Genomic DNA, 26655 nt, shown 5'->3' on the forward strand with positions numbered 1-26655 from the left:
CTCGCTCGCCGCCGCACCGACGTCATCTACGCCATGCTCCGCGACCGGCGCCCCTACGCACCACCGAGCGTCCCGACGCTGCCACCAGTGGCCGCAGCCGCTTGACAACCCCATAGAGACACCCCCCCCGGGGGTCGGCCGTACCCACCACCCCCGCCGTACCGACTCCTCGGGGGTGTCCGGCCGCGCCCCACGCGCGCCGGTCCAGGTCCGTGGACCGGCGCCTTCGCTCCCCCCGGGGCGAGGCCGGACTGTCCGGGGACACGGCAGGGTGCCTGCGCTCAGGCGGTGCCGGTCGGTGCGTGCCTGGTCGATGTCATCGCCGGTACCGACCGGCGAAGCCACGGCTGCGGCCGTCCGGGACGAACCGCAGCCCGGCGACCTCCTCGTCGTCGACGATCCAGTGCAGGTCGTAGCAGGCTCGGAAGTCCGGCGGCCAGAACGAGCAGAACCGCCCGTCGTCGCCGAGATACCACCGGCCCTCGGTCGGCCGGCCCCGATCGTTGTACGTGGTCGCACCCGAGGGTTCGAACGTCTGGGTGGAACCGTCCTCGTAGACGAAGGTCCCCGCGAGCAGTGCGGTGCGGATGTGCTCGGCGGCCACAGCGTCGCCGTCGGACACGCGAATGTCACCCAGCCTGGTCATGGCGTTCTCCTCTCGGGTAGGGGGGCAGGACGCGCGCCGTGGGCCTCGCGCCGGAACCTCTCGACGAGGTGCGGATAGTGCAGCTCGAACGCCGGACGCTCCGAACGGATGCGCGGCAGCTCGGTGAAGTTGTGCCGCGGCGGCGGGCACGACGTGGCCCACTCCAACGAGTTACCGAAGCCCCACGGGTCGTCGACGGTCACCACCCGGCCGTACCGGTAGGACCGGAACACGTTCCAGATGAACGGCAGCGTCGACGCACCCAGGACGAACGCGCCGATCGACGAGACCGTGTTCAACGTGGTGAACCCGTCGGTGGGCAGGTAGTCCACGTAGCGCCGCGGCATGCCCTCGTTGCCCAGCCAGTGCTGCACCAGGAACGTGGTGTGGAAGCCGACGAACGTCAGCCAGAAGTGGACCTTGCCCAGCGTCTCGTCCATCATCCGGCCGGTCATCTTCGGGAACCAGAAGTAGATGCCCGAGTACGTCGCGAACACGATCGTGCCGAACAGCACGTAGTGGAAGTGCGCCACCACGAAGTAGCTGTCGGAGACGTGGAAGTCCAACGGCGGCGAGGCCAGCAGGATGCCCGTCAGCCCACCGAACAGGAACGTCGCGAGGAAGCCGAGCGCGAACAGCATCGGCGTCTCGAACGTCAGTCTTCCCTTCCACAACGTGCCGATCCAGTTGACGAACTTGACACCCGTCGGGATCGCGATGAGGAACGTGGTGAAGGAGAAGAACGCCAGCAGCACCGCACCCGTCGCATAGAGGTGGTGGGCCCACACCGCGACCGACAACGCCGCGATGGCGATCGTCGCGTACACCAGCCCCTTGTAGCCGAACACCGGCTTGCGGCTGAACACCGGCAGAACCTCGGAGACGATCCCGAAGAACGGGATGGCGACGATGTAGACCTCGGGATGGCCGAAGAACCAGAACAGGTGCTGCCACAGGATCGCGCCGCCGTTGGCGGGGTCGAACACGTGCGCGCCGAGGTGCCGGTCGGCAAGCATCCCGAAAAGACCCACGGTGAGCACGGGGAACGCGACGAGGATCAGGATCGCCGTCACGAGGATGTTCCACGTGAAGATCGGCATCCGGAACATCGTCATGCCGGGCGCGCGCATGCAGACGATCGTGGTGATGAAGTTGACGCCACCGAGGATCGTGCCCAGGCCCGAGACGATGAGACCGGCGAGCCAGAGGTCGCTCCCGGCGCCGGGGGAGAACTGCGCCGAGTGCAACGGCGCGTAGGCGAACCAGCCGAACGACGCCGGCCCGCCCGGGGTGAGGAAGCCGGACAGGACGACCAGGCTCCCGAACAGGAACAGCCAGTACGACAGGGCGTTGAGCCGCGGGAACGCGACGTCGGGGGCACCGATCTGCAACGGCACGATGTAGTTGGCGAACCCGAACAGGATCGGCGTCGCGTACAGCAGCAGCATGGCCGTGCCGTGCATCGTGAACAGCTGGTTGTACTGCTCCGGGGACAGGAACTGCATCCCAGGGCGGGCCAGCTCCGCCCGGATCAGCAGCGCCATCGCCCCGCCGACCAGGAAGAACCCGAACGACGTGACCAGGTAGAGGACCGCGATGTCCTTGGGGTCGGTGGTCCGCAGCAGCCGGAGGAACACCGAGCCCCGCGCCGGGCGGCGCCGGCCCGGGTCGGGCCGGGTCACCGGGACTGACATTGATCGGGTCATGATGCCTTCTCGGGAGACGACGGTGCGGGTGCGGCGCCCTGGGCAACGGCCCCTGCACCGGCGCGTCGTGGTGGTCGCGGGCCGTCAGACACGCACGAGAGGCGCATCGACCAGGTGCTCGGCCAGGAACCAGCACTGCTGCTCCCCGGTGCGGATGACCTGCGAGACGAGCAGGTCGTTCGTCCCGTCGTCGCCCAGCTCGGCGCTCCTGGCCGCGGCCTTGTGGGCGTCGATCAGGATCGTCTCGTGCGCGTCGAGCAGCCGGGAGAGCATCGCCGGCACCTGCTCGACACCGTCGGGCGATCGCGGGATGGAGGTGAGCTCGGCGGCATGGCGCGGATCGCCCACCGCCACCGCACCGAGGCTCTGGATGCGCTCGGCGATCGCGTCGACGAGGGCGAGCTGCTCGTCGGCGTGCTTGTCGAGCAACAGGTGCAACGGGTAGAACGTCGCACCGCGGACGTTCCAGTGGCTCTTCTTGTAGAGCGCGTGGAGGATCTGGGTGTCGGCCAAGGTCCGGTTGAGCTTCTCGGCCGCGTACATGCGAGCGTCGTAGGACAGTCCGAGGGGGAACTGCTTGACGGTTCCGAACTTCTGGATCTCCCCTCCGCCGTGCTGGTGCAGCGACGGCTGGCTCGACGGTGGGACGTGGTCCGTCGTGTCGTGAGTGGCGGTCATTCGGTGGCTCCTCCGGATCGCTCGGGGTTCGGACGGTCGGTCCCGCCGCGGTGATGGTGGTGGTCGGTCGTGGCAGTGCGTCCGGTCGGGGGGAGCCGGCTCACCGGGATGTCCGGGCGAGCCGCTGTTCCCTGTCGGTGGTCGGCCCGACTCCTGCCGATCCCCGCGCGGGATCGGGCCCACTGCACGAGGGTCAGCAGCATAACTGGACGACTGATTCCAGTCCAGAGCGTCGGTTTGGTGCGCAGAATTCGGGGAACCGCAGCGCCGCGCGGTCCACGTCGAACCCGCCGTCCGCCGACCGATCCGGCACCGCCGTGGGCCCGACTATCCCGGCCCTACCTGCAGAGACAGCACGCGGACGGCTGGCCGCCGGCTCCCCCCGTCGACAAGGCACTCGGCCGGGGCGGCACTGCGCGGTGGCGTCCCGTACCCCACCCCGACCTCATGTTCTAGACTCGATCGTCCACGTCTGCACCCGCGGACACGAGGGCTGCGACATCGAGGAGGGGCATGTTCGCGGTGATGTTCGAGGCCCACCCGAAGCCGCATCGACGGGACACCTACCTGGAGCTGGTGACCCTGCTCGACGACGACCTCCGCGCGACGCCCGGCTTCCTCGCCCACGACCGCTACCGGAGCCTCGTCCGGCCCGGCTGGGTCCTCTCGCTCTCGACGTGGCAGGACGAGAAGGCGCTGGTGCGTTGGCGCACGCACCCACGGCATCAGCTGGCCCAGACGACGGGGCGCGACGAGATCTTCGTCGACTACACCGTGCGCACCGGCGAGCTCACGCGCGACACGAGCCTGCCCGGCGGCGGTGTGCTCGCCGGGCAGCGGTTCGACGGGACCGCCGCGGGCGCCGGGAACACCGCCGTGCTCGTCGGCGTGCCGGGCGTGCGCCACGCCTCGACGCGCGACGCGGGCGAGCTCGCCGCGCACCTCGGTCTCGACCTCGACGCCGACGGCCTGACGTCGTGGGACGTCTACGAGGCCGTCGAGGCGCCCGGCCACGTCCTGCTGCGGACCGTGTGGCACGACCCGGCCGCCGCCGTGACGTTCGAGTCGACGGCCGCGTTCCCCGGCGATCCGCGGGTGCGCCGGCTGCGGATCATCCGCTGGTACAGCATGTACAACCGCGAGGAAGCCCCTCAGTACTACCCGGTCGATCCGGCCTGACGAGGTCGTGCGACGCCCTGGTGACGCCCTGTCGGCGACCGCGGCAGGTGGCGCGCTCGTGCGCCCGACACGTCCCGGTCTGCCCGGGACGCCGGTCACGACCGCCCGTGACGTGCGGGCGCCGCGGCGCCGGGAGCCGGGGCGGCGGGAACCGGGGCCGGGGCGGCGCGCCCGCCACGGGGCGCGCACCGTGACGCGACCGGCGCGGCCCCGACGATGCTGCCGACGGCCAGCTCCAGAGCCGTCCGCAGCGGCTTGTCGCTCCGCGCGACCTGCGCCATGAGCAGCCCGCCCTGCAGCGCCGCGACGACGCCGACGGCCAGCTCGCCCGGATCGGCGGCGGGGTCGAGCGCGCCCCCTTCCTGCATCCGGCCCAGGGCCGACGCCAGGTAGGACTGCCACGCCCGGAACGCGTCGTCGAGCTTGACCCGCGCCGCGTCGGACCGTTCGGCCAACTGGGTCACCACGAACCCGAGCGGAAGCCTGCCCACGCTCCGGCACCCGCGGCTCGACTCGACCAGGTCCTCGACCCACGCGTGCAGCTCGTGCGGGGACGCCAGGCCCACGAGCACGGCGTGCTGCCGGGTGAGCACGGCCGTGACGTGGAGGTCGACCACCGCGTCGAGCAGCGAGCCCTCGGCGGGGAAGTGGCGCCGGACCTGCGAGCGGCTCACCCCGGAGGCGGCGCAGACCCGCTCCACGGTGGCCCCCGCGACGCCGCACCGCGCGACGACCTCGGCGGCGGCGCGGACGATCCGGGTCCGCACCGCCGCCCGCCGGCGCGCTCGTCCGGAGGTGCGCCTCCCGGGTTCCTGCCTCGACACGCACGGATGCTAGCCAACCCGTACCAGCCGGTCTATTTTGCCCGTCCGGAAACCGTAAGGCTCCCGAACGCCCGCTCCCCCACGGAACAGCGGCTTCTTCTCGATCACGATGTCGACGTCGCGGAACCGCCCATATCGACGACAGCGCCGGGATCGCCACGGCGCCCCGAATCGTCTAGACTGAGCGGTCCATACTTTCGTGCTCGACGTTCACGATCACGCCGTCGAGCTAGGATCGCGTCCGTGACGAGTGCCGGGGCAGAGCCTCCACTGCGGCGTCTGACCGCCCGCGGTGCGCTCACACGCGACCGCATCGTCCGCGCCGCGGCCGACCTGATGCACGCCAACGGCGTCGCCGGCACGACCATGGACCAGGTCGTCGAGGCCTCCGGCACCAGCAAGTCGCAGCTCTACCACTACTTCGACGACAAGGACGCCCTCGTCACCGCGGTGATCAAGATGCAGGCCGCGCGGGTGATGGAGGCGCAGGAACCGCACCTCGAACAGCTCAGCTCGCTGCAGGGCCTGCGGCGCTGGCGCGATGCGGTCGTCCGCTTCGTCGACTCCCGCCACGGCGCCAACGGCTGCGCGATCGGCTCGCTCGCCAACGAGCTCTCCGACCGCTCCGAGCCCGCCCGCATACTGCTCAACGGCACGTTCCAGAACTGGGAGTCCTACCTCACCGCCGGGATCTCGCGGATGCAGGAGCGCGGCGAGATCGATCCCGACGCCGACGCCGCCGCCCTGGCCACCGGCCTCGTCGCCGCATACCAGGGCGGCTACCTCCTCTCCCAGACCAGGCGCAGCGGGCAGCCGATGGCGCTCGCGCTCGACCTGGCGATCCGCAACGTGGAAGCGCTCGCGTCGGAGCCGAAACCCGCGTCCGACGCCGCGGGCTGACCCACCCGCACGCCCGGGGTACCGGCGCGCAGCAACGGCAGCGCCGCCCGGGTGATGACTGCCCCTCTCCGATTCGGGGCTCCTCCGGTCAGCAGCGACGCGCCTGCGGGCGCTCCGGGGACGAGGTGACGCGGGTCGCTTGACGGCCGCCCCGCGGACCCGGTCTGCTGCCCCGGTGGACGCCCCCCTGCTCGACCGGCTGCGCGCCCTGTTCAGCGGGCGGACCGACGTCGTCGAGAAGCGGATGGTGGGCGGCCGCGCGTTCGCCGTGGGCGGCCGGATGTGCTGCGGGGTCACCGGTGACGGGCTGATGGTGCGCGTCGGACGCGCGCAGCGCGACGCCACGCTCGCCGAGCCGCACGTGCGGCCGCTGCGCATGGGTGAGCGGACCGTGGCGGCCTTCGTCGTCGTCGACCCGGACGCCGTCACCGGCGACGACGACCTCGCCGCGTGGGTCCGGCGCGCGGAGGACTCCCTGCACGACTGACGAGCCGCGGCCTCAGGGGACCGCCTCCTCGAGCCGGCGCGCGATGTCGGCGCCCGTCACCACGTCGACCAGCTCCTGAGCGACGATCGAGGCGGGCTCACGGTCGGGCACGATCAGGCCGACGACGGGCCGGGGCAGGATCTCGGCCAGGGGACGCGCGCACATCCCGGCCGGGACACCGAACGCGTGCAGCCAGGTGTGGGCGACGATGCTGGCCAGCCGCCGCGACGCGACGTGCGCGTACAGCCCGTCGACGCTGTCGGCCTCGACCACCGGGTTCAGCCGCTCCCCCACCGACGCCATCGTCGCGTCGAGGATGCGCCGGTTGCGCATCGACGGCGGCAACGCGCACAGCGGCATGCGGGCGGCCGCCTCCCAGGTCACGACGTCGGCGGCCGCGTGCTGGTCGTCCTCGCGCAGCATCAGCAGGTAGCGCTCCCGGTACAGCTCGACGCGGCGGGTGCCGGGCGGGGTCTCGTCGTCGAGGTAGGTGACGCCGGCGTCGAGCTCGAACTCGGAGAGCCGCCTGCTGATCTCCCGCGACGGCAGCGCCTCGATCCGTACCCGCGCCAGCGGGTTGCGCCTGCCGAACAGGTCGGTGATCAACGGGGTCGCCGGGATCGCGGTCGGGATCGCCCCGATGCGCGCCGTCGCGGTGATGCCGTCGCGCATCCGGTCGAGGTCGGCGTAGAGGGCGTCACGCTCGGCGAGGATGCGGTGCGCCCAGCCGAGGATCCGCTCCCCCTCGTCGGTGAGCCCCTCGAACCGCCTGCCCCGCAGGACGATGACGGCGTCGAGCTCGGACTCGAGCTTGCGGATCGCGGCCGAGAGCGTCGGCTGGCTGACGTGGCAGGCCGCCGCGGCCCGGCCGAAGTGCCGCTCGCGGCCCAGGGCGACGAGGTACTCGAGCTGACGGATGAGCACGTCGCCGGGCACGCGGCGATCATAGGCGGCCGTGCCCCCTGCCCCGCCCTCGTTCGGGGGGTGCCGGTCGCGCACGGCGCCGTAGGTTCCGATCATGACGCGCACGCCCACGCCGATGTCCGCCGAGCTCTACGACTATCTCCTGGCCCACGTCACCCCGCCGGACCAGGTCCTGGAGGACCTGATCGCCGAGACGGCCACGCTCGGCAGCGAGGCCCGGTTCCAGGTGTCGGTCGACGAGGGCGCGTTCCTCGCGCTGCTCACGGCCCTGGCCGGGGTGCGGACCGCGCTGGAGATCGGCACCTTCACCGGGTACTCGTCGATCTGCATCGCCCGGAACCTGGCTCCCGGCGGGAGGTTGACCTGTGTCGACGAGAGCGAGGAGTGGACCTCGATCGCGCGCCGCCACTGGGCGGCGGCCGGGGTGGCCGACCGCATCGAGCTGCGCCTCGGCAGGGCCCTGGACATCCTGCGGGCGCTGCCGGTCGAACCGGTGTACGACCTGGTGTTCCTCGACGCCGACTACCTCAACCAGTCGCTGTACTGGGAGGAGGTCGTGCCGCGGGTCAGGCCGGGCGGGCTCGTCCTCGTCGACAACGTGCTCTACCACGCCCGGGTGATCGACCCCACCGACACGGCCGACACCACCGAGGCCGTGCGGGCACTCAACGCCCGAATCCGCGGCGACGAGCGCGTCGACGCCACGATGATCCACATTGCCGACGGGCTCACGATCGTCCGCAAGCGGTAGCCGCACGCGCCCGCACCGGGGCACCGGGGCCGGCCCGCGACCGTTCCGGGTTGCGCCGCCGCCCCGGGTCCCGCCGTGACGGGACCCGGGAGCACGGTCAGTCGACCGGGGTGACCTCGGCCATGTCGTTCCAGCCGTCGAGCTCCTGGTAGATGATCTTCGGACGCTCGGCGACCTGGTAGGGCATCCACTCGAAGAACTTCTTCACATGGTCGGTCGCGACGTGCGCGGAGCCCGCGTCCGAGTCCACGAAGGACTCGAGGATCGCGAACTCGTTCGGGTGCTCCGTGCTCTCGAAGTACTCGAAGGAGATGCAGCCGGGCTCGGCGTTGACGTCAGCGGTGTACTGCGCGATGCCCTTGAGCCACTCGTCCCGCTTCTCGGGGCGGATCTTCGCCTTGAGCGCGATGAAGATCATCGGATGGGGCTCCCTTGCCGTTCGGAGGTCGCCGGCGCACGCCGGCCGTCAGCCCCAGACCGTAGCGCCCACCCGGAGCACCGGCGACACCGAAAATCTCACCGGGTGATGATCAGGCACGTTCGCGCGCAACGGGTCAGGCGCAGCGCAGCCGCTCGCGGAGCGCGTCGGCCCGGGCCCGCAGGACGACGACGCGGTCGAGGGTGTCGTCCTGGACGACCACGTCGCTGCGCCGCCACCCCGGGGCCGGCCCCGTCGCGTCCAGCTCGGTGGCGACGTCGGCGAGCTCGGTCAGCGTGTCGCGGACCGTCCCCGCCGAGCCCCCGTCCGAGACCGCCGACCAGAGCAGCGGGCCGAGCAGCCGGTCGGGGTCGATGAGCCCGGTCCGCCACGCGCGGCTGTCGGCGACGCGCGAGCCCAGCACGCACAGCTGCCACGTCGACGGGTCGGTGGTGTCGGTCACCGTGCGGCTGAACCGCCGTGAGCCCGTGAGCCTGCGGTAGCGCCGCTCGGGGCTGTCGACCAGATGCACGATCCCGAGCAGCAGCGCCGCCAGCACCGCGCCGACCAGCAGGCCGGTGGCCAGCCACGCCAGCCGCCACCAGCCCTCCCCGAGGAACAGCGCACCGGCTGCCCCGGCGGCGACGACGAGCCCGAGGGTGGCACCCGCGGGCACCCGGTCGTGGACGAGCGCGCCGTGGTCGTCGATGGAGTAGTGCGTGCCCTCGACGATCCGCGGGTCGAACACGACGAATCCCCGCCGGGTACGGACCAACGACTGCAGGGGGTGCCGCCCGGCGACGGGTCGTTCCATCGTGCTCGTTCCGTTCACATGTGAAAGCCGACTGCTACAACCAGATATCGACGATCCTGCCGCGGCGTTAGCCGACCGCGCGGGTGACACGCTCCATACCGCGCGCCGCGACCCGGTCACGGACGGCGAGCGACAGTCCCGCACGGACGGCGCTGGCGGCGTCGAGGGTGGCGTCGCGGGCGGCGGCGCTGATCGCGGTGAAGCTCGCGTAGCCGTGGACGAGCCCGCTGAACCGTCGCGCCAGGACCGGGACACCGGCGTCGCGCAGCCTCGTGACCAGCTCCTCGCCCTCGTCGCGCAGCGGGTCGAACCCGGCCGTCGACAGGTAGACCGGCGGCATCCCGGACAGGTCGTCGGCGCGCAGGATGGCGCCGCGGGCGTCGTCGTCGGGGACGCCGTCGGGCAGGTAGGCGCGTTCCAGCTCGGCCAGGTACTCGGCGGTCAGACCGAAACCGGCGCCGAACAGGTCGCGGGAGCCACCGCTGCGCTCGGCGTCGGTAGCCGGGTACATGGCCAGCACGAACGCCGGGCCGGGCAGCCCGTCGGCGGCCCGCTGGTGGGCCACGACCAGCGCCAGGTTCGCCCCCGCGCTGTCCCCGCCGACTGCCAGCAGGTCCGGGTCGGCGCCGAACTCGCCGGCGTGGGTGGCGATGTGCGCGAACGCGGCGATCGCGTCGTCGAGCGCGGCCGGGTAGGGGTGCTCGGGGGCGAGCCGGTAGTCGACCGAGAGCACCCGCAGCTGCGACTGCGCGGCCAGCAGCCGGCACAGCGGATCGGTCGAGCCGAGGCTGCCGAGCACGAACCCGCCGCCGTGGAAGTAGACGACCATCCCCGACGTCCTCGCCACCGCGGGCGGGACGTAGAGGCGTGCGGCGAGCGGCCCCGCCGCCCCGGGGACGGTGAGGTCGACGGTCTCGATGTCGTCGGGAGCCCCGACGGCGACGATCTCCGCGGCGAAGTCGGCCTGGCGGCGCTGCTCGGCTAGGGCGGCCTCGCCGAGGCGGTCCTCGTTCTCCGACGACAGCAGTTCCCCGACGCGGTTGAGCAGCTGGAGGTCGAGGTCGAGCTGCTGGTCGTCGATACGGACGGGCGGGCCCGCGATGAGGCGTTTCAGCGGGCGCGGGAGTCCGAACACGACTCGCAACGCCACTCGCCACGCCCGCAGCCGGGCCCACGCACGGACCATACCCGCTATGTTACTCCCGAGTACGACCCGGACGCTCACCTGTCGAACGTGTACCGCAGCACAGGGAGCATGTCGTCGGCGCCGGCGGGCTCGGCGCGCTCGCAGGCCCGCAGCGCGGCCCGCAGCGCGTCGCCGTCCACACCCGACCCGATGAACTCCAGGCCCGTGCGCCGCGGCTCGCCCCGCGGCCACGGCGTCCGGTCGAACCGCAGGTAGCGGCCCACTGCGTGCAGCCCGAACCGCTGCCGGTGGCCGGCCACACCGAAGTCGACGAACCCCTTGACCCGGTACGTGCCGGCGGGTCTGCGGTCGAGCAGCTCCACGAGCCGCCGCGGGTCGATCGGGCGCTCGGTGACGAACTCGACGGCCTCGTAGGAGGCGTGGAGATGGCTCGCGTGGTCGTCGGCGGCGGCGCCGGCGAGCATCAGCTGCCGCCCGGGGACGACGTGGATGTCGAACAGCAGACCCGGGTCGACGACGCCGCGGCTCGCCGGGACGATCGGCGCCCGGCCGTTGGCCTCCCGGCACGCCCGCCGGACCCGCCACAGCGTCGCCGGGTCGACGCGGTCGGCCTTGTTCAGCACGATGAGGTCGGCCAGCCCGACGTGCGCCTCGACCTGCGGGTGCCGGCCCCGGGTGGCCTCGAACTCGGCGGCGTCGACGACCTGCACGAGCCCGCCGAACGTCGTCCGCGGCGTGCCGGCGGTGAGCACCAGCTGCACCAGCGCGCCGGGCTCGGCGATGCCGCTCGCCTCGATGACGATCACGTCGAGCTCCGACGCCGGGCCCGCCAGCTTCTCCAGCAGCGGCCGGACACCGTCCTCGCCGACGGCGCAGCACAGGCAGCCGTTGCCGAGCGGGACGACGCCGTCGGCCTGCCCGCCGACGAGCATCGCGTCGATCCCGATGCTGCCGAAGTCGTTGACGATCACGCCGATCCGCACGTCCGCGCTGTGCGCGAGCAGGTGGTTGAGCAGTGTCGTCTTGCCCGCGCCCAGGAACCCGGCGAGGACGAGCACCGGGATTCGACGACCGCGCATCCGGCAATGCCTATCACGACCTGTCACGACGCGAGCGATCCACTGTGCGACGCCCACGTCACGGACGGCAGGATGTGGCGCATGGCCGACGTCACCGCCACCGCCACGCGCACGATCTCCGCCCCGGCCTTCCGGGTCCGCCGCATGCTCGCCGACTACGAGACGGTCCGCCCGCGCATCCTCACCGAGCACTACCGCGACTACGTGCTGCACAGCGGCACCGTCGGCGAGGGCACGGTCGCGGGCTGGACGTTGCAGGCCACCAGCAAACGGGCCCGCGACGTCCTCGTCGACGTCTCGCTACCGATGCACGACAAGATCGTCGAGACCGACCGCAACTCCACCATGGTCACGACGTGGAAGGTCACTCCCGGCCCGCCCGTCACCTGCACGGTCACGGTCACCTCGACGTGGCAGGGCGCGGGCGGTGTCGGCGGGTTTTTCGAGCGCCGGTTCGCCCCCAAGGCGCTCGCCGCCATCCTCGACGGCGTGCTCGCCAACCTGGAGAGGATCGCGGCCGGGGAGCCCGAGGCGTCCTCGGAGCCCGACCCCGGGGGTGCCGCCACCATCGAGCGATCCGACCAGGACTGACCCGTGTCCGCGGCCGGGGTCGTCGCCGTCGCCGGCGAGGCGCTCGTCGACATCGTGCCGGCGCCCGTCGCCGGTTACCACGAGCTCGCGCCCGGGGGCAGCCCCGCGAACACCGCGGTCGGACTGGCCCGGCTCGGCGTACCGGTGCGGATGGTCGCGCGGCTCGCCGACGACCTCCTCGGCCGCAGGCTGCGTGCCCATCTGGAGGGCAACGGCGTCGACCTGCGCCACACCGTCGCGGCGGCCGAACCGTCGTCCATGGCGGTGGTGGAGGTCGATGCCCGGGGCGTCGCCGACTACGACTTCCGCGTCGCCGGGACGGCCGACTGGCAGTGGAGGGCGCCCGAGCTTGCCGGCGTGCTGGACGACTCCGTCGTGGCCCTGCACTCCGGGTCGCTGGCGCTCACGACGGAGCCCGGGGCGGCGGTGCTGCGCGACCTGGTCCGCCGGGCCGCCCCGACCACGACGATCAGCTACGACCCCAACTGCCGGCCGCTGCTGATGGGCGGCGACGTGCTCGCCGGCGTGCACGAGATGGTCGAGCTCTCCGACGTGGTGAAGGTGAGCTCCGAGGACCTCGACTGGCTGCTGCCCGGCACCGCCTACGAGGCCGTGGTCGACGACTGGCTCGCGCGCGGTGCGGCGGTGGTCGCGGTGACGCTGGGGGCCGACGGCGCGCTCGCCGGAACCGCGTCCGGTCTGCGGACGCGGCTGCCGGGGCGACCGGTGGAGGTCGTCGACACCGTCGGCGCCGGCGACACCTTCTCCGCCGCGCTGCTCGCGGGGCTGCACACGCGCGGCCTGCTCGGCGCCGCGGCACGGGAGGCGTTGCGCGCCATCGCCTCCGACGAGCTCGACACGGTGCTCGACACCGCCGTCCGGGCCGCGGCGATCACCTGCTCACGCCGGGGGGCGGATCCGCCGACGGCCGACGAGCTGACCCGCTCCGGAGCACCGGGCGGGCCGTGAGCGACGGCGGACGGCCCCAGATCCTTTCGCCCGCCGCCACTCACGTCCAAGGGTCGCGGACCCGGTGAACGGGACGAAACCGACTTGAACACCGTCTGCCCCTTCCGTCCCGCGACGCCTCCCATTTCACCCCAGTCCGTGACCGTCGGGGAACCCTTCCACCCGGTCGTGTACCTCGATCGTGGCGATGTCGACGAGAACTTGCGCCCCGTCGGCGCAGTCGGTAACCACGCACCCGTGCCCGATCCCGCGTTGGCCAGGCTGCTCGACCTCACCCCGCACCCCGAGGGCGGCTGGTACCGGCGCACCTGGACCGCCCCCGGCACCGTCGCCACCCCGCACGGGCCACGCCCCACCGCCACCGCGATCCTCTACCTGCTCGACGACGTCTCCGCCTGGCACCGCGTCCGATCCACCGAGCTGTGGTGCTGGCACGCGGGCTCCAGCGTCGGCCTGGCGCTCGGCGGCACCCGCTCCGCCCCGGGCGCGCCCGACGAGGCCGTCCTCGGCCCTCCCGGCGACGGCGCGCTGCCCCAGCGCGAGGTGCCGCCCGACGTGTGGCAGACCGCCCGCCTCCTCGGCTCCGAGCCCGCACTCGTCAGCTGCGTCGTCTCCCCCGGGTTCGACTTCGCCGACTTCACCCTCGCATGATCGGCTCCAGGCAAATCGGACAGCACCTGGTCTAGGGTGGCGGCCATGACGGTCGCGCAACCTCCCGACCAGACCCCGCCCGAGTCCCTCGACCCGGCCCGCCGCACCATCCAGGACCAGCTCGAACGCGCCGTCGGCGAGGGCAGGCTCACCCTCGACGAGTTCACCGACCGCGCGTCGCTGGTGTGGAAGGCGCAGAGCTCCGGCGAGCTCGACACGATCGTCGCCGACCTGCCCGCCGCGCCCGTCGTCGGCAGCACCTCCCCGGCCCGCTCGACGCTCGTCAGCATCATCGGCGACATCCGCCGCCGCGGCCGCTGGGGCCTGCGCCGCAAGACGACCGCCGTGCTGATCATCGGCGACGTCGAGCTCGACCTGCGCGGCGCCGTCGTCACCGAACAGGGCACCGAACCCGTCACCGTCGACGTGTGGTCGCTCATCGGCGACACCGAGGTCGTCGTGCCCGACGGCGTCGAGGCCGAGCTGGTGGGCTTCACGCTGCTCGGCGACCGCCGCGTCGACCTCACCCCGGTCCCCCGCGTCCCCGGCACCCCGGTCGTCCGTATCCGGGTGTTCTCGCTCATCGGTGACGCCAAGCTCCGCAGCGGCTGAGCACGAGATCCGCGCGCAACCTCACCGCTGCGTCTCGCGCCCGGGAGAGCAGTGCGGTTGCGCGCGGGTGGCCGAGCTACGCGTGGGCGGCCACGAGGTCGTCGGCGGCCCAGGTGTTGCGGACCTTCGCCGGGTCGACCTCGCACGCCACCGCGCGGGTGACGCCGTTGTCGAGCCAGTCGAGCTGGCCGGGGGCGTGAGCGTCGGTGTCGATCGTGAACTCGCACCCCGCCTCGACGGCCAGGCGCAGGAGCCGCTTGGGCGGGTCGAGCCGCTCGGGCCGGGAGTTGATCTCGACGGCGACCCCGTTCTCGGCGCAGGCCGCGAACACCTCGGGGGCGTCGAACTCCGACTCGGGTCGCTTGCGCCGGCCCGTCACCATCCGGCCGGTGCAGTGCCCGAGCACGTCGACGAGCGGGTTGGCGACGGCCGCGAGCATCCGCGCGGTCATCTCCGGCTTCGCCATCCGCAGCTTCGAGTGCACGCTGGCGACGACGACGTCGAGCCGGTCGAGCAGCTCGGCCTCCTGGTCGAGGGCGCCGTCGTCGAGGATGTCGACCTCGATCCCGGTGAGCACCCGGAACCGGCCGTCGAGGGCCTGGTTGAGGGCGGCGATCTGGTCGAGCTGGGCGCGCAGCCGGTCGGCGGAGAGCCCGTTCGCGACGGTGAGCCGCGGCGAGTGGTCGGTGATGACGAGGTAGTCGTGGCCCAGCTCGATGGCGGTCTCGACCATCTCCGCCAGCGGGGAGCCGCCGTCGGAGGCGTCGGTGTGGGAGTGGCAGTCGCCGCGTAGCGCCTCGCGCAGGATCATGGCCGCCTCGTCGAGCGGGGTGTCCTCGGTGGCGCGCAGCCGCCGCAGGTAGACGGGTTCCTCGCCGGTGAGCGACTCCTCGACGCAGCGCGCCGTCACCTCCCCGACGCCCTTGAGCCGGACGAGCTCGCCCGACTCCGCGAGCCGTGCCAGCTCCTCGGCGGGCTTGCGGCGCAGCACCGACGCCGCCCCCCGGAACGCGCGCACGCGGTACGTGGACTCGTGTGCGCGTTCCAGCAGGAACGCGATGCGGCGCAGGTCGGCGACGGGGTCGCGGGGCTCGCTCACGTCGACGATTGTCGTCGCCGACCGGTCACCGCAGCCAGCGGCGTGCCTTCTTCTTCCAGGCGACGTCCCACAGCCCGGGCAGCCGGGCCTCGACGAGCGCGGCCGCGGCGCTGTCGTGGCCGTGCAGGACACCGAAGGTGAACCCGTTGTCGCCGGCGGCGTGGGCCTGGGCGCCCAGCTCGCGCAACGCCTCCCGGGAGACCACCGAGTCCTGGTGCTCACCGAGCGCGGTCTGCAGCCCCTTGAGTCCCGTGCGGAACGCCTTCACCTGCTTGCGCGGGGCGGCGGGCCGGGCGAGCTCGGTGGCATAGCGCATCCGCTTGGCGTCCTTGCGGACGCGGTGGATCGCGTCGTCCGACTCGTCGGACTCCATGCGCGCCACGGCCTTTTCCAGCCGGTGTGCCGTCTTCGCGGCGACCCTGGGCAGCTCCTTCCCGGCGGGCTTCTGCGCGCGCGGCGAGAGGGGCGGGTCGGTAAGGAGGTCGTCGAGCGCGGTGCGCAGCCGGGCGTAGCGGTCACCGTCGAGCTCGGCCAGTACGGCCGCGCGGGCCTCGGCCTCGATCCGGGCGAAGTGCCTGGTGACCTGCGCCTGCACCGGGCCCAGCACCAGGGCCGGGTCGAGCCCGGAGATCCCGGCGCTGATCCGTTCCCGCAGCACTTCGGCGTCACGCGCCGGGGCGAGTGTCCGGCCGAGGTCGCGCAGTTCGTCGACGAGCGGGTCGGTGCGCTCGCGGTCGACGAGCGGACGGTAGGCCTGCAGGGCGCTGCGCAGCCGCCGCGACGCGACCCGCATCTGGTGGACGGCGTCGGGCTCGTCGCGACGTACCCGGATGTCCTGCGCGGCGAGGGCGTCGACCTGCGCGGCGAGGTAGTCGACCAGAACCCGCCCGGCCGTGCCCTTCTTCCCCCGACGCACCCGTCGTGGCCGGGCCGGGGCCAGCAGCTCGTCGACACGGTCGTCGGCGGCGGGGCCGGCGGCGACGGCCCCGACATCGCCGAGGCGGCGTTCCAGCTCCGCGGCCAGCGCCGCGCCACGGGCGGGCGGGTGCAGCGCGAACTCCGTCCAGGTGTCGACGGTCGTCGAGTCGCCCAGCGTCGCCACCGACACGTCCGCGCGGTCGAGGGTCGCCCGTAGGACACCGGAGGCGAGCAGCCGGGTCGTCGTGCGCACGGTGCGCACCCGGGCGACCGGGCGCAGTGACCGGTCGCGGCGGACGCCGCGGACCAGCTCGTCGAGCTCGGCGGGCGGGCTGTGCGGGTCGGCGCCCTCGACGTCGGGCACCGTCGCGGGCAGCCGGATCACGTCGTCCTCACCGGGCAGTGTGAGCCGCCACTGCGCATCGTCGGGGCCCGTGGCGAGCTCGAGGCGGATGCCGGCGGCGGCGAGGCGGAGGTCGTCGGTGTCGTAGCGCTGCGTCTCGGCGACGACAGCCGGGTCGGCGGCCGCGGTCACCCCCCGCAACCCGCTCAGCCGGGGTGCGCTCGCCCCGGCGGGGGCACGGAACCTGCGGGTGGCCGACGCGAGGTCGGTGGCGGAACCCATACAGGTCCGTGCCCGTTCGATCGCGTCCCTAACCGGACATCAGCCGACGACCTTTCCGGGATTGAGGATTCCCAGCGGGTCGAGCGCTGCCTTGATCGCCCGCTGCATCGACAGCACCTGGGGTGACTGCTCGCGGCGCATCCCGGCACGCTTGAGCAGGCCGACGCCGTGCTCACCGGTGACGGTGCCGCCGCGCGCGATCGCGGCGTCGATGATCTCCTCGAACGCCGACTGCGCACGTCGGCGGGCGTCCTCGTCGTGGCGGTCGACAATGATCAACGGGTGCAGGTTGCCGTCGCCGGCGTGGGCGACGTTGGCGATGAACGTGTCGTGGCGCTGCCCGATGCGTTCGACCTCGGCGAGCATGTCGGCGAGCCGGCGGCGCGGCAGGCAGACGTCCTCGGTGAGGACGGCGTCGGCGCGCTGCTCCAGCGCCGGGTACACCATCCGCCGGGCCTCGAACAGGGCGTCGGCCTCGACCTCGTCGGTCGAGATCGTCGCGTCCTTCGCCCCGCACGCCTCGAACGCGGCGAGGATGCCCTCGGCCTCGGCGGTCGCGGCGGGCTCCGGGAGGTCGGTCTGCGCGAGCAGCAGCGCCGCCGCGTTCTCGGGCAGGCCCGCGTTGCGCCACTCGTTGACCGCCCGCAGGCTGTGCCGGTCGATCAGCTCGAACACCGCCGGTTGCAGGCCCGCCGCGGTGACGGCGGCGACCGCGGCACCCGTGTCGGCGAGCGAGTCGAAGAAGCCGACGACGGTGCGCGGCGTCGTCGTGCGCAACGGCCGCAGCCGCACGGTGACCTCGGTGATCACACCCAGCGTCCCCTCGGAGCCCACCATCAGGCCCGCCAGGTCGTAGCCGACGACGCCCTTCGCCGTGCGCCGTCCGACCCGCACGACCTCTCCGGCCGCGGTGACGACCTCGAGGGCGAGCACGTAGTCGCGGGTCACGCCGTACTTCACGCAGCACAGCCCGCCGGCGTTGGTGGCGACGTTGCCGCCGATCGTCGACCACGGCGCGCTCGCGGGGTCGGGCGGGTACCAGAGGTCCTGCGTCGCGGCGGCGGCGCGCAGATGGTCGTTGACCACGCCGGGCTGCACGACCGCGAGCCGCTCCCCCGGGTCGATCTCGACGATCTCGTTCATCCGCTCCAGGCTCAGCACCAGACAGCCGTCGACGGCGTTCGCACCGCCCGACAGGCCCGTCCCCGCCCCGCGCGGGACGACGGCGACGTGATGGCGGGCGCAGCTGCGCACCACCACCACGACCTCGTCGGTGGTACGGGGGCGGACCACCGCGACGGGGGTGCCGTACTCGGCCCACTCCGCCTCGTCGTGGACGTAGGGGCCGATGGTGTCGGCATCGGTGAGCAGCCGGTCCGCCGGCAGCGCGGCGCGCAGCTCCGCGAGGACCGCCTCGGCGGCGGGGTCCGCGTCGAGCGTGGCCAGCCGGGCGGGCCGGTCGTCGCCGAAGGGCCGGTCGAGTGGCGGGACGGGTTCCGCGGTGTCCACCATTCCCCCGACGCTACGTCGCGGCGTGCCTGCGGGCCAGCTCCCGGCCGAGCAGCGTCCCCGAGCGCCACGCCGTCTCGATCCGCGAGCTGCCCCAGCCGTCGCCCGCGAGCGCGACGCCGTCGTCGCCGAGCAGGAACGGCTCGTCCCGGTCGCTCTCCGGCGCCGCGTACCGCCAGCGGTAGACGCGCGTCCACACCGGTTCGTCGTGCACGGCCAGCAGCTCCGACACCGCGGCGAGCACCTCGGGGATCGCGGCGTCGGGATCGGCGTCGTGCGCACGGGCCATCGCGGACGTCGTGTGCGCCACCAGGACCGGGGCCGCGTCGCCGCGGCGGGCGCCGTCGTCGGCCACCATGGAGAGGACCGGATGGCCGTTGACGAAGGCCGCGGGCAGCGGCTCCCACGACCGCGTCGCGAACCCCGCCGCCACCGCCAGCACGGGCCGCCACCTGCGCCCCGCCGCCGCGGCGTGCGCCGCCAGGCCCGGGTCGAGGATGCGCACCGCCTGCGGGTCGGGCATCGCGAGGACGACGGTGCCCGCGGGTCGCCCGTCGACGGTCGGCCCCGGGCCGACGCGGCGCACGTTCCGGCCGAGCTGCACCGGGAGCCCGCACGCCAGGTGTTCGACGAGGCTGCGCAGCCCCTGCGGCGCCGACCACCGCATCGGGCCCGGCGAGCGCCCCGGCCCGTCGCCGCTGAGCACGGCCAGCTCCGGTGTCCACGGGCGGGCCAGGCCCGCGGTGCGCCACCGGGCGACGACCTCGGCGAACCCGGGGTCGCGCACGGTGAAGTAGGCGGCGCCGGTGTCGACCGCCCGGCCGTCGACGATGCGGGTGGCCATCCGGCCGCCGACGTGGTCGGCGCGGTCGAGCACGCGCACGTCGACACCCGCTGCCACCAGCTCGGCGGCGCAGGCGATTCCGGCCAGTCCGGCCCCGACGACCACTACGGACACGACCAGGCCACCCTAACCCCGACGGGATCCGGCTGACGATCACCGCCGGGTTCCCCGCACGACGAGAGGTCGCCCCTGTTCGGGGACCGGCCGCCGGTCCGCCCGCCGCGCGCCGGCCCGGGTCGGGGTTCCCACCCGCCCGTCGGGGGACGGCGGTCAGGAGCGGGCGGCGGGCGGCGCCGAGACCCGGGCCAGCCGGGCGTCCCACCACGCGGTGCGCCCGGCGTCGGCGGCGAGCGCCCCGCGCCGCACCGGTTGCGGGGCCCGGCGGAGCACCGGCAGCATGCCGCCGACCGGGTGCAGCGGCTCGTCGACGACGTCCTGGCGCAGCAGCGCGACCGTCCCGAGCCCGCAGGCGAACTCCAGCTCCGGCAGCGCGGCGGCCAGCGCGATCCCGGCGGCCAGGCCGACACTGGTCTCCAACGCCGACGACACCACGCACGGCAGCCCGCAGGCCTCGGCGACGGCCAGCGCCCGGCGCACTCCGCCGAGGGGGGCGACCTTGAGGATCGCGACGTCGGCGGCCTCGGTGACGTCGACGGTGAGGGGGTCCTCGGCGCGGCGGATGGCCTCGTCGGCGGCGATGCGGACCGCGACCCGCCTGCGCACCGCGGCCAGCTCCTCGACGGAGACGCAGGGCTGCTCGACGTACTGCAGCCCGCCGGCCGCCCGGTCGAGCGCGCGGATCGCGGTGACGGCCTCGTCGACGTCCCAGCGGGCGTTGGCGTCGATCCGGATCGCGCCGCCGGGGCCCAGCGCGTCGCGCACGGCGGCGACGCGGTCGAGGTCGGCGGGCAGCGAGCCGGGTTCGTCGGCGACCTTGACCTTGGCCGTCCCGCAGCCGGAGGCACGCACCATCGCCTGCGCCTGCTCCGGTCCGACGGCGGGGACGATGCAGTTGACGGGGACGGCGTCGCGCACGGGCGCGGGCCAGCCGTCGTGGGCCGCCTCCAGGGCGGCGGCGAGCCAGCGCGCGGCCTCGGCGTCGTCGTACTCCGGGAACGGGCAGAACTCACCCCACCCCGCGGGCCCCTCGACCAGCATCCCCTCGCGGACGGTGATGCCGCGGAACCGCGTCGTCATGGGGATGGAGTAGGTGAAGGCCTGCACGGTCAGACGGTACGGCTCACAGCAGGACGTGGTCGGCGGGGTCGATGCGGCGGGTGCGGCGGCGGTAGGTGAACGTCGCACCGGGCCACAGGGTGCGGTTGCGGCCGTGCTCGTCGAGGTACCAGCTGCCGCAGCCGCCCTGGCTCCACACCGCCTTGTCGAGCTTGGCCTGGATCGCCGTGTTGTAGTCGTCCTGGCGTTCGCGGACGGTGTCGATGGCGGCGGCCCCGTGCGTGTCGACGGTGTTCATCGCGTCCAGGACGTACGGGATCTGGGACTCGATCATCAGCACCATCGAGCTGTGCCCGAGCCCGGTGTTCGGCCCGGTCAGCAGGAACAGGTTCGGGAAGCCGGCGACGGTGGTACCGAGCAGGGCCTCCATGCCACCGCGCCAGGCGTCGCCGAGCTTGGCACCGTCGCGGCCGGTGATCGTCATGCGGGACAGGCTGTCGGCGATCCTGAACCCGGTCCCGAAGACGATGGTGTCGCAGGGGTGCTCGACACCGTCGGTGGTGACGACGCCGGTCTCGGTGATCCGAGCGATACCCGTGGTCTCGACGTGGACGTTGTCGCGACGCAGGGCCGGGTAGTAGTCGTTGGACAGCAGGATCCGCTTGCAGCCGATGGTGAAGTCTGGGGTGAGCCTGGCCTTGAGCGCCGGGTCCTGCGCGAACGACCGGTCGAGGTAGGTGGTGGCGACGCGACCGATCACCCGCATCAGCCGCGGGTTCATGAACCCCGCGACCAGCACCTCGTGGCGCCAGTAGATGGCGGTGCGGGCGAGGCGCTGCAGCAGCGGGAAGCGCCGGTAGCGGCGGCGGGCGTCGTCGGGGATCGGCTTGTCGGCCTTGGGGAGCACCCAGGGGGCGGTGCGCTGGAAGAGGGTGAGGGACTCCACGTCCGGCGCGATCGCGGGCACGAACTGGATGGCGCTCGCGCCGGTGCCGATGACGGCGACGCGCCTGCCGCGCAGGTCGTGCGTGTGGTCCCACCGTGCGGAGTGGAAGGCGGTGCCGGCGAAGCGGTCGAGGCCCTCGATGTCGGGGATCGACGGGTCGTGCAGGGCGCCGGTGCCGAAGACGACGAAGCGGGCGCGGATCGCGGTGCCGTCCGCGAGGCGCACGTCCCAGGCCGTCCCGTCCCATTCGGCGCCGGTGACGTGGGCGCCGAGGCGGATGCGGCTGCGCAGCCGGTAGTGGTCGGCGACGTCCTCCAGGTAGGCGCGGATCTCGGGCTGGCGGGCGAAGGTGCGGGTCCAGGCCGGGTTCTGCCGGAAGCTGAAGGAGTACAGGTGCGACTCGACGTCGCAGGCGCAGCCCGGGTACTCGTTGTCGCGCCAGGTGCCGCCGAGGGTGTCGCCCTTCTCGAGGATCAGCCAGTCGCGCCGGCCGGCCTCGTCGAGCTTGACGGCCATGCCGAGGCCCGCGAACCCGCTGCCGACGATGGCGGTGTCCACGGTGACGGTCGCCGCGCTGCGCTCCTCCATGCCTGCCCCTCCTGCGTTGCCCACGGTGCTGTTACCGCCGGTAACCTACCATCGGTAACTTAGCGCCGGTAGGGTCTGCCGGCATGCAGACCCGCCCGCCCCGGCGCCGCGTCGCCCGCGCCGAGCGGGAGCGGCAGATCCTCGACGCCGCGGTCACGGTGTTCTCCGGACGTGGGTACCAGAACGCGTCGATGGACGCCGTCGCCGAGGTCGTCGGCGTCACCAAACCCGTGCTGTACAGCCACTTCGGCTCCAAGGAAGGGCTGCTGCTGGCCTGCATCGCGCGGGTGCGCACCGAGCTGCTCGAGGTCACCACGGCCGCCGCAGCCGCCGCCGACGGCCCCGAGGACATGCTGCGCCGCGGCACCCTCGCGTTCTTCTCCCATCTCGACTCCCGGAAACCGTCGTGGTCGCTGCTCTACTCCGAGGCGTCGGTGTCACAGGCCGCCGCGGCCGCACTGGAGGGGATCCGGGCCCAGCAGACCGACTTCATCGCCGGTCTGCTCGCCGTCCAGGCCCCGGGCACGTCGCCGCAGCGGCTCGCCGGGTGGGCGCACGTCATCGTCGGCGCGTGCGAGCGGCTCGCCCTGTGGCGCGGCGCCGGCCCCGACGGACAGCCCCGGACGAGCGCCGCCGACGCCACCGAGTACCTCATGGATCTCGTCTGGACGGGGCTGGCGCACCGGCCCTCCTGACCCGGTCGGCAGAATGTCCGGCGATGACGATGACCCCACCCCGGCTGCTGCAGGTGCGCCGCAGCACCCGGATCACGCCGAAGATGATCCGCGTGACCCTCGCCGGCGACGAGCTCACGGGCTTCCCCGGCGACGGTCCCGACCGCCGGGTCAAGATGTTCTTCCCCGTCCACGGCCAGGACCGCCCCGCGGTGCCGCGCGCGAGCACGGGCGGGCCGGTGTGGCCGCCCGGCGAGGCACGCCCGACGATCCGCACCTACACCGTCCGCCGCTTCGACGCCGCCGCCGGCGAGCTCGACATCGACTTCGTCCTGCACGAGGGCCACGGCCCGGCCGCCGCGTGGGCACGGGCGGCCGAGCCGGGCGCGTGGGTGGGGGTCTCCGAGCCCGGTGGGCGCTGGGAGCCCGACCCGGCGGCGGAGTTCCACGTCGTCATCGGCGACGAGAGCGCGCTGCCCGCCGTCGCGACCGTCCTGGAGGAGCTCGCCGGGTTCACCGGACCGGTGCTGGCGTTCCTCGAGGTCGCCGACGCCGCCGAGCAGCAGGACCTGCCCGCGAACGCCCGCGTCGCGTGGGTGCACCGCGGCGACGCGGCGGCGGGCGAGCAGCTCGTCGCGGCGGTGCGTACCGCCGAGCTACCGGCAGCCGGCGGCCAGGCGTGGCTCGCCGGGGAGTCCGCCGCCGTCCGGGACCTGCGCAGACACCTCCTCGACGACCGTCGCCTCGACCGCCGCCGCGTCTACGCGACGGGCTACTGGCGGGCCCGCCCGGCCACGGGCGGCAGCGGGACGTGACGGGCAGGACACCACCGACGGCGCACGGGTGACGCACAGAATCCGCCCAGCACGGGCACAGTCCCGCGCGCGAGCCTGGCCAGCATGACCGGGGTGAACGAGCAGGTGGCGGGCGGTGGCAGCGTGCGGACGGCAGCGCGGTGCGGGTCCTCGTCGTCGACGACGAGTCGACGCTGTCGGATCTGCGCGCGGTGGGCGCCCGGGGCCCGGTGACGACCGCGCGTAACCACACGGTCGTGATCCGGCCGCCCGGCAGCAGTGGGGTTGCGCCCGGCGACGGCCCGCGCAACCTCACTGTCGCGGATCGGCCGCCGGACAGCAGTGGGGTTGCGCGCGGCTGTCAGGTCGAGGCGGGCAGGGCGGCGAGAGCGGGCAGGGCCGCCAGGTCGGGGACCCCACCGCCGAGCAATCCCCGGACCAGGGCGCTCGCCTCGTCGGGATCGGCGCCGGCACGCGCGCAGTTGCCGGTGAACTTCGCGACGACCCGCTCCTCGTCCCAGGGGCGCCCGGCGTTGCCGTCGACGTCGTCGATGCGCACCGTGCGGACCGACCCGTCGGCGAGCTCGGCGACGATCTCGGCGGGGAACACCGCCGGATAGCCCGAGTCCTCCCAGCGCTCCTGCTCGACCCGCTTCGCGACGGCGACGACGTCGGGATCGGCGTCGCCGGTGAAGTCGTCGAGGGTGACCGCACCCCGCACGGCCTGCAGCGCGACCACGTAGGGCAGGCTCCAGCGCGCCTCACCGGCCGTCGCGGGCGCCTGCTTGGCCTCCCACGGCACCGCGACGACCTCCTCCTGCCCGGCGGGGACGCGGCACAGCAGCCGCGTGATCCGGTCGGCGGGCACGGCGAGTGCGGCCACCGCCTCGGCGAACGGGTGCAGGAAATGGCAGCACGGCAGGGCCTTGAACGCGGCGTCGGCGAGGTGCCAGCGGGTACCGAGATCGGCGGCGAGGTCGGCGAGGCGGCCGGCGGCGGAGCCGTCGTGGGCGTAGAGGCCGAAGAATCCCCGGTCGCCCTCGAACACCGAACGTCCTCCGGTGACGCCGCCGCGCACCAGCGCGACGGCCGACACCGCCCCCTGCGCGGCGATGCCCGCCTGCGCCGCCTTGCTGGTGGCGCCGCGGGACAGGAACGTGAAGTTCCCCGCGGAGAAGCTCGCGGCGACGCCGACCGCGTCGAGCAGGGCGTCGCGGTCGAGGCCGTGGACGAGCCCGACGGCGACCGCGCCCGCCACCGTCCCCGCGACCGAGGTGCCCTGGAACCCGACACGCTGGAACCCGCTCGGGGTGGCCAGGCCGATCCGGACGAGCACCTCCCACCCGACGGCGAACGCGCGGACGGCGACGTCGCCGGGTGCGCCGGTCTCCTCGGCCGCGGCCAGGACCGCGGGCGCGAGCGCGGCGCTGCCGTGCATGACCGAGCCGGTGTGGGTGTCGTCGAACTCCAGTGAGTGCACGAGAGTGCCGTTGACCAGGGCGGCGTCGGCGGGCCCGGCCCCGGCGGGCGCCCCGAGGACGGTGCAGGGCCCGGCCGCGCGGGGAACCCCGACGATGCCGCGTGCGGGCCCGACCCGGGCGGCGGCGAGCCCGACGCCGACGGCGTCGAGCAGGTGCAGGCGGGCAAGGACGTCGATCCCGGCGGGCAGCGCCCCGGGCATCGCGAGGACACCGTCGACGAGGCGTTCGGCGGCCGTCCCGCCGTGGGTGGTGTCGCTCATCGGGCCGCCGCCGTCCCGAGCAGGCCGTCGAGCAGGTCCCGCAGCGGGACGTCGAGGTCGAGGGGGCCGCGGGGGTCGGTCAGGTCGCGGACCCGGTCGGCGAATCCGGGGCGCAGCCCGCCGGTGAGCGTCTCGTACTTGGCGAGCAGCTCGGGCCGGGACAGCGGCCGGTCGGGACCCCCCGCGGCCGACAGCACCGTCTCCTCCAGCACCCGCCCGTCGCGCAGGGTGACCCGCACCGTCGAGGGCCGGTCGTGCGGGGCCGCAGGGGTGTCGGCCCACTCCTCGACCCGGACGCGCCCGCGCAGTGCGGCGGTCCCCGGATCGTGCAGGTGCGCACCGGAGAAGACGGCGGCGTCGGTGGTGCGGTGGTGCAGCACCGTCGAGACGGCGTGCGGCAGCGAGAACCGACCCGCCAGCGTCGTGGCGGGGTCGGCCTCGGTCAGCGCCGCGCCCAGCGGGTGGGTGCGGACCTCGACCGACGCGATGGCGTCCACGTCGTCGGGGAGCGCGACGACGAGCGTCGCGGCGGCCTCGACGCTCGCGTGCAGGTACTGGCAGCACGCGTACGGCTTCTGGTAGCCGTCCTCGACACCCCAGCGCTCGCCGAGCCCGGCGGTGAGCTCACCGGGGGTGACGACCGTCGCGGCGAAGACCTCGTCGAGGACGGCCGGGCTCGCGGTGAGCCCGGCCGCGGCGACGTCGACGGCGACGAACCCGAGCTGCGCACCCGCTCCCGCCCACGCGTTGCGGATCGTCGCGCCACCGGTGGCGTGGGAGAACGGGCCGGTCAACGACATCGAGGCGGCGCCGAGGACGGCCGCGGCGAAGGTGCCGGCGTCGAGCCGGCGGGCCGCGGCGAGCGCGGCGGCGGCGCCGATCGGCGACAGGGTGGCGTGCGGGTGCAGCGCGAGCGGTACCGGCGGCCGGTAGGCCCGCGCGACGCGGGTGACGACCTCGTAGCCCAGGACGTGGGCGCGCAGCAGGTCGCCGAGCGTCCCGCCGGTGGCCTCGACCTCGGCGAGCGCGGCGGGAAGTGCGTACAGCGACCCGTGGCAGGTCGCGGGCCGGTAGCCGCCGTCGAGCTCGGTCCAGTTGGCGGCGACGGCGTTGGCCAGCGCGGCGGACCGTCGGTCGGCGCGCCGTCCGGGCGCCCCGACGACGGTGGACTCCGGCGCCCCGGCCGGACCCGGCCCGCCCACGGCCTGCGCGGTGACCGCCCGGACCTCGTCCTCGGTGTGGGCGACGAGCATCGCGGCGAGGTCGTCGCACACGATCACGAGCGCGGTGCGCAGGACGTGCCCGGGGATGTCGCCGTCGGCGGCGCGGGCCGCGGCCCACGAGAGCAGCTCAGACAACGGGGGG

The 26655-nt window shown here is 73.9% G+C and carries 27 protein-coding genes; 10 read left to right on the forward strand and 17 right to left on the reverse strand.

Features of this window, described 5'->3' with window-relative positions; translation table 11 throughout:
- Positions 1 to 316 precede the first annotated feature (316 nt).
- From AB7F12_RS20915 to AB7F12_RS20925, 3 genes are all read right to left on the reverse strand, one after another.
- Entirely contained in the window at positions 317 to 646 is a 330-nt protein-coding gene (locus AB7F12_RS20915; RefSeq protein WP_428497246.1) for a hypothetical protein, read from the reverse strand.
- Complete coding sequence (gene ctaD, locus AB7F12_RS20920; protein ID WP_428497247.1) at positions 643 to 2340, reverse strand: aa3-type cytochrome oxidase subunit I; 1698 nt, start codon at positions 2338 to 2340, stop codon at positions 643 to 645. Before ctaD ends, AB7F12_RS20915 begins: the two co-directional genes overlap by 4 nt.
- Positions 2341 to 2436: 96 nt before the next feature.
- Entirely contained in the window at positions 2437 to 3030 is a 594-nt protein-coding gene (locus tag AB7F12_RS20925) for a Dps family protein (RefSeq protein WP_428497248.1), read from the reverse strand.
- A 513-nt stretch (positions 3031 to 3543) separates the two neighbouring features.
- Between AB7F12_RS20925 and AB7F12_RS20930 the strand changes: the two genes are divergently transcribed.
- On the forward strand, positions 3544 to 4209 hold the full coding sequence (locus AB7F12_RS20930) for an antibiotic biosynthesis monooxygenase family protein (RefSeq protein WP_428497249.1): 666 nt from the start codon (positions 3544 to 3546) through the stop codon (positions 4207 to 4209).
- A gap of 95 nt (positions 4210 to 4304) precedes the next feature.
- Here AB7F12_RS20930 and AB7F12_RS20935 read toward each other — a convergent pair whose 3' ends face one another.
- The gene (locus AB7F12_RS20935; RefSeq protein ID WP_428497250.1) at positions 4305 to 5033 is read right to left on the reverse strand and encodes a TetR/AcrR family transcriptional regulator; all 729 of its coding nucleotides are present in this window, start codon (positions 5031 to 5033) and stop codon (positions 4305 to 4307) included.
- Positions 5034 to 5276: 243 nt separating this feature from the next.
- Between AB7F12_RS20935 and AB7F12_RS20940 the strand changes: the two genes are divergently transcribed.
- A complete protein-coding gene (locus tag AB7F12_RS20940; protein WP_428497251.1) occupies positions 5277 to 5933 on the forward strand; it encodes a TetR/AcrR family transcriptional regulator in 657 nt (218 codons plus the stop codon).
- A gap of 175 nt (positions 5934 to 6108) precedes the next feature.
- Entirely contained in the window at positions 6109 to 6420 is a 312-nt protein-coding gene (locus tag AB7F12_RS20945) for a TfoX/Sxy family protein (protein WP_428497252.1), read from the forward strand.
- A 12-nt stretch (positions 6421 to 6432) separates the two neighbouring features.
- Here AB7F12_RS20945 and AB7F12_RS20950 read toward each other — a convergent pair whose 3' ends face one another.
- Positions 6433 to 7356, reverse strand: coding sequence for a LysR family transcriptional regulator (locus AB7F12_RS20950; protein ID WP_428497253.1), 924 nt, complete (start codon positions 7354 to 7356; stop codon positions 6433 to 6435).
- Between the two features lie 82 nt (positions 7357 to 7438).
- On the opposite strand from AB7F12_RS20950, the gene AB7F12_RS20955 reads away from it, so the two are divergent.
- The gene (locus AB7F12_RS20955) at positions 7439 to 8095 is read left to right on the forward strand and encodes an O-methyltransferase (RefSeq protein WP_428497254.1); all 657 of its coding nucleotides are present in this window, start codon (positions 7439 to 7441) and stop codon (positions 8093 to 8095) included.
- 97 nt (positions 8096 to 8192) lie between these two features.
- On the opposite strand, the gene AB7F12_RS20960 is transcribed toward AB7F12_RS20955, so the two are convergent.
- From AB7F12_RS20960 to AB7F12_RS20975, 4 genes are all read right to left on the reverse strand, one after another.
- Positions 8193 to 8513 carry a putative quinol monooxygenase gene (locus AB7F12_RS20960; RefSeq protein WP_428497255.1) on the reverse strand — a complete coding sequence of 107 codons (321 nt, stop codon included), beginning with the start codon at positions 8511 to 8513 and terminating at the stop codon, positions 8193 to 8195.
- Between the two features lie 136 nt (positions 8514 to 8649).
- Complete coding sequence (locus AB7F12_RS20965) at positions 8650 to 9327, reverse strand: hypothetical protein (RefSeq protein WP_428497256.1); 678 nt, start codon at positions 9325 to 9327, stop codon at positions 8650 to 8652.
- A gap of 67 nt (positions 9328 to 9394) precedes the next feature.
- Positions 9395 to 10513 carry an alpha/beta hydrolase gene (locus tag AB7F12_RS20970; protein WP_428497257.1) on the reverse strand — a complete coding sequence of 373 codons (1119 nt, stop codon included), beginning with the start codon at positions 10511 to 10513 and terminating at the stop codon, positions 9395 to 9397.
- A 35-nt stretch (positions 10514 to 10548) separates the two neighbouring features.
- Positions 10549 to 11553 carry a CobW family GTP-binding protein gene (locus AB7F12_RS20975; protein ID WP_428497258.1) on the reverse strand — a complete coding sequence of 335 codons (1005 nt, stop codon included), beginning with the start codon at positions 11551 to 11553 and terminating at the stop codon, positions 10549 to 10551.
- Between the two features lie 81 nt (positions 11554 to 11634).
- On the opposite strand from AB7F12_RS20975, the gene AB7F12_RS20980 reads away from it, so the two are divergent.
- From AB7F12_RS20980 to AB7F12_RS20995, 4 genes are all read left to right on the forward strand, one after another.
- Positions 11635 to 12144: an SRPBCC family protein gene (locus AB7F12_RS20980; protein ID WP_428497259.1), complete on the forward strand. Its 510-nt coding sequence runs from the start codon at positions 11635 to 11637 to the stop codon at positions 12142 to 12144.
- Between the two features lie 3 nt (positions 12145 to 12147).
- Positions 12148 to 13113, forward strand: coding sequence for a carbohydrate kinase family protein (locus tag AB7F12_RS20985; protein ID WP_428497260.1), 966 nt, complete (start codon positions 12148 to 12150; stop codon positions 13111 to 13113).
- A gap of 237 nt (positions 13114 to 13350) precedes the next feature.
- Positions 13351 to 13764 (forward strand): cupin domain-containing protein, encoded by a 414-nt coding sequence (locus tag AB7F12_RS20990; protein ID WP_428497261.1) that lies wholly within the window; start codon positions 13351 to 13353, stop codon positions 13762 to 13764.
- Positions 13765 to 13809: 45 nt separating this feature from the next.
- Positions 13810 to 14376, forward strand: coding sequence for a DUF1707 SHOCT-like domain-containing protein (locus AB7F12_RS20995; RefSeq protein ID WP_428497262.1), 567 nt, complete (start codon positions 13810 to 13812; stop codon positions 14374 to 14376).
- 76 nt (positions 14377 to 14452) lie between these two features.
- On the opposite strand, the gene AB7F12_RS21000 is transcribed toward AB7F12_RS20995, so the two are convergent.
- The 6 genes from AB7F12_RS21000 to AB7F12_RS21025 form a co-directional block, all read right to left on the reverse strand.
- Positions 14453 to 15475 (reverse strand): PHP domain-containing protein, encoded by a 1023-nt coding sequence (locus AB7F12_RS21000; protein WP_428497263.1) that lies wholly within the window; start codon positions 15473 to 15475, stop codon positions 14453 to 14455.
- Positions 15476 to 15500: 25 nt separating this feature from the next.
- The gene (locus tag AB7F12_RS21005; RefSeq protein WP_428497264.1) at positions 15501 to 17018 is read right to left on the reverse strand and encodes a CHAD domain-containing protein; all 1518 of its coding nucleotides are present in this window, start codon (positions 17016 to 17018) and stop codon (positions 15501 to 15503) included.
- Positions 17019 to 17057: 39 nt separating this feature from the next.
- Complete coding sequence (locus tag AB7F12_RS21010; RefSeq protein WP_428497265.1) at positions 17058 to 18530, reverse strand: FAD-binding oxidoreductase; 1473 nt, start codon at positions 18528 to 18530, stop codon at positions 17058 to 17060.
- A gap of 10 nt (positions 18531 to 18540) precedes the next feature.
- The gene (locus AB7F12_RS21015) at positions 18541 to 19485 is read right to left on the reverse strand and encodes an NAD(P)/FAD-dependent oxidoreductase (protein WP_428497266.1); all 945 of its coding nucleotides are present in this window, start codon (positions 19483 to 19485) and stop codon (positions 18541 to 18543) included.
- Between the two features lie 156 nt (positions 19486 to 19641).
- Positions 19642 to 20595, reverse strand: a complete 954-nt coding sequence (locus tag AB7F12_RS21020; RefSeq protein ID WP_428497267.1) for an o-succinylbenzoate synthase — start codon at positions 20593 to 20595, stop codon at positions 19642 to 19644.
- 16 nt (positions 20596 to 20611) lie between these two features.
- Complete coding sequence (locus AB7F12_RS21025; protein ID WP_428497268.1) at positions 20612 to 22081, reverse strand: flavin-containing monooxygenase; 1470 nt, start codon at positions 22079 to 22081, stop codon at positions 20612 to 20614.
- Positions 22082 to 22164: 83 nt separating this feature from the next.
- Here AB7F12_RS21025 and AB7F12_RS21030 point away from each other — a divergent pair, with 83 nt between their 5' ends.
- Both AB7F12_RS21030 and AB7F12_RS21035 read left to right on the forward strand, forming a co-directional pair.
- Positions 22165 to 22776, forward strand: a complete 612-nt coding sequence (locus AB7F12_RS21030; protein WP_428497269.1) for a TetR/AcrR family transcriptional regulator — start codon at positions 22165 to 22167, stop codon at positions 22774 to 22776.
- 23 nt (positions 22777 to 22799) lie between these two features.
- Complete coding sequence (locus AB7F12_RS21035; protein WP_428497270.1) at positions 22800 to 23570, forward strand: siderophore-interacting protein; 771 nt, start codon at positions 22800 to 22802, stop codon at positions 23568 to 23570.
- 340 nt (positions 23571 to 23910) lie between these two features.
- Here the strand turns inward: AB7F12_RS21035 and AB7F12_RS21040 are convergent, their stop codons facing one another.
- Both AB7F12_RS21040 and AB7F12_RS21045 read right to left on the reverse strand, forming a co-directional pair.
- Complete coding sequence (locus AB7F12_RS21040) at positions 23911 to 25290, reverse strand: MmgE/PrpD family protein (protein ID WP_428497271.1); 1380 nt, start codon at positions 25288 to 25290, stop codon at positions 23911 to 23913.
- Positions 25287 to 26648 (reverse strand): MmgE/PrpD family protein, encoded by a 1362-nt coding sequence (locus AB7F12_RS21045; protein ID WP_428497272.1) that lies wholly within the window; start codon positions 26646 to 26648, stop codon positions 25287 to 25289. The genes AB7F12_RS21040 and AB7F12_RS21045 overlap by 4 nt, the downstream gene beginning before the upstream one ends.
- Between the last annotated feature and the right edge of the window lie 7 nt (positions 26649 to 26655).

Origin of the sequence: Pseudonocardia sp. (assembly GCF_050250275.1) — a bacterium.
Lineage (GTDB): Bacteria > Actinomycetota > Actinomycetes > Mycobacteriales > Pseudonocardiaceae > Pseudonocardia.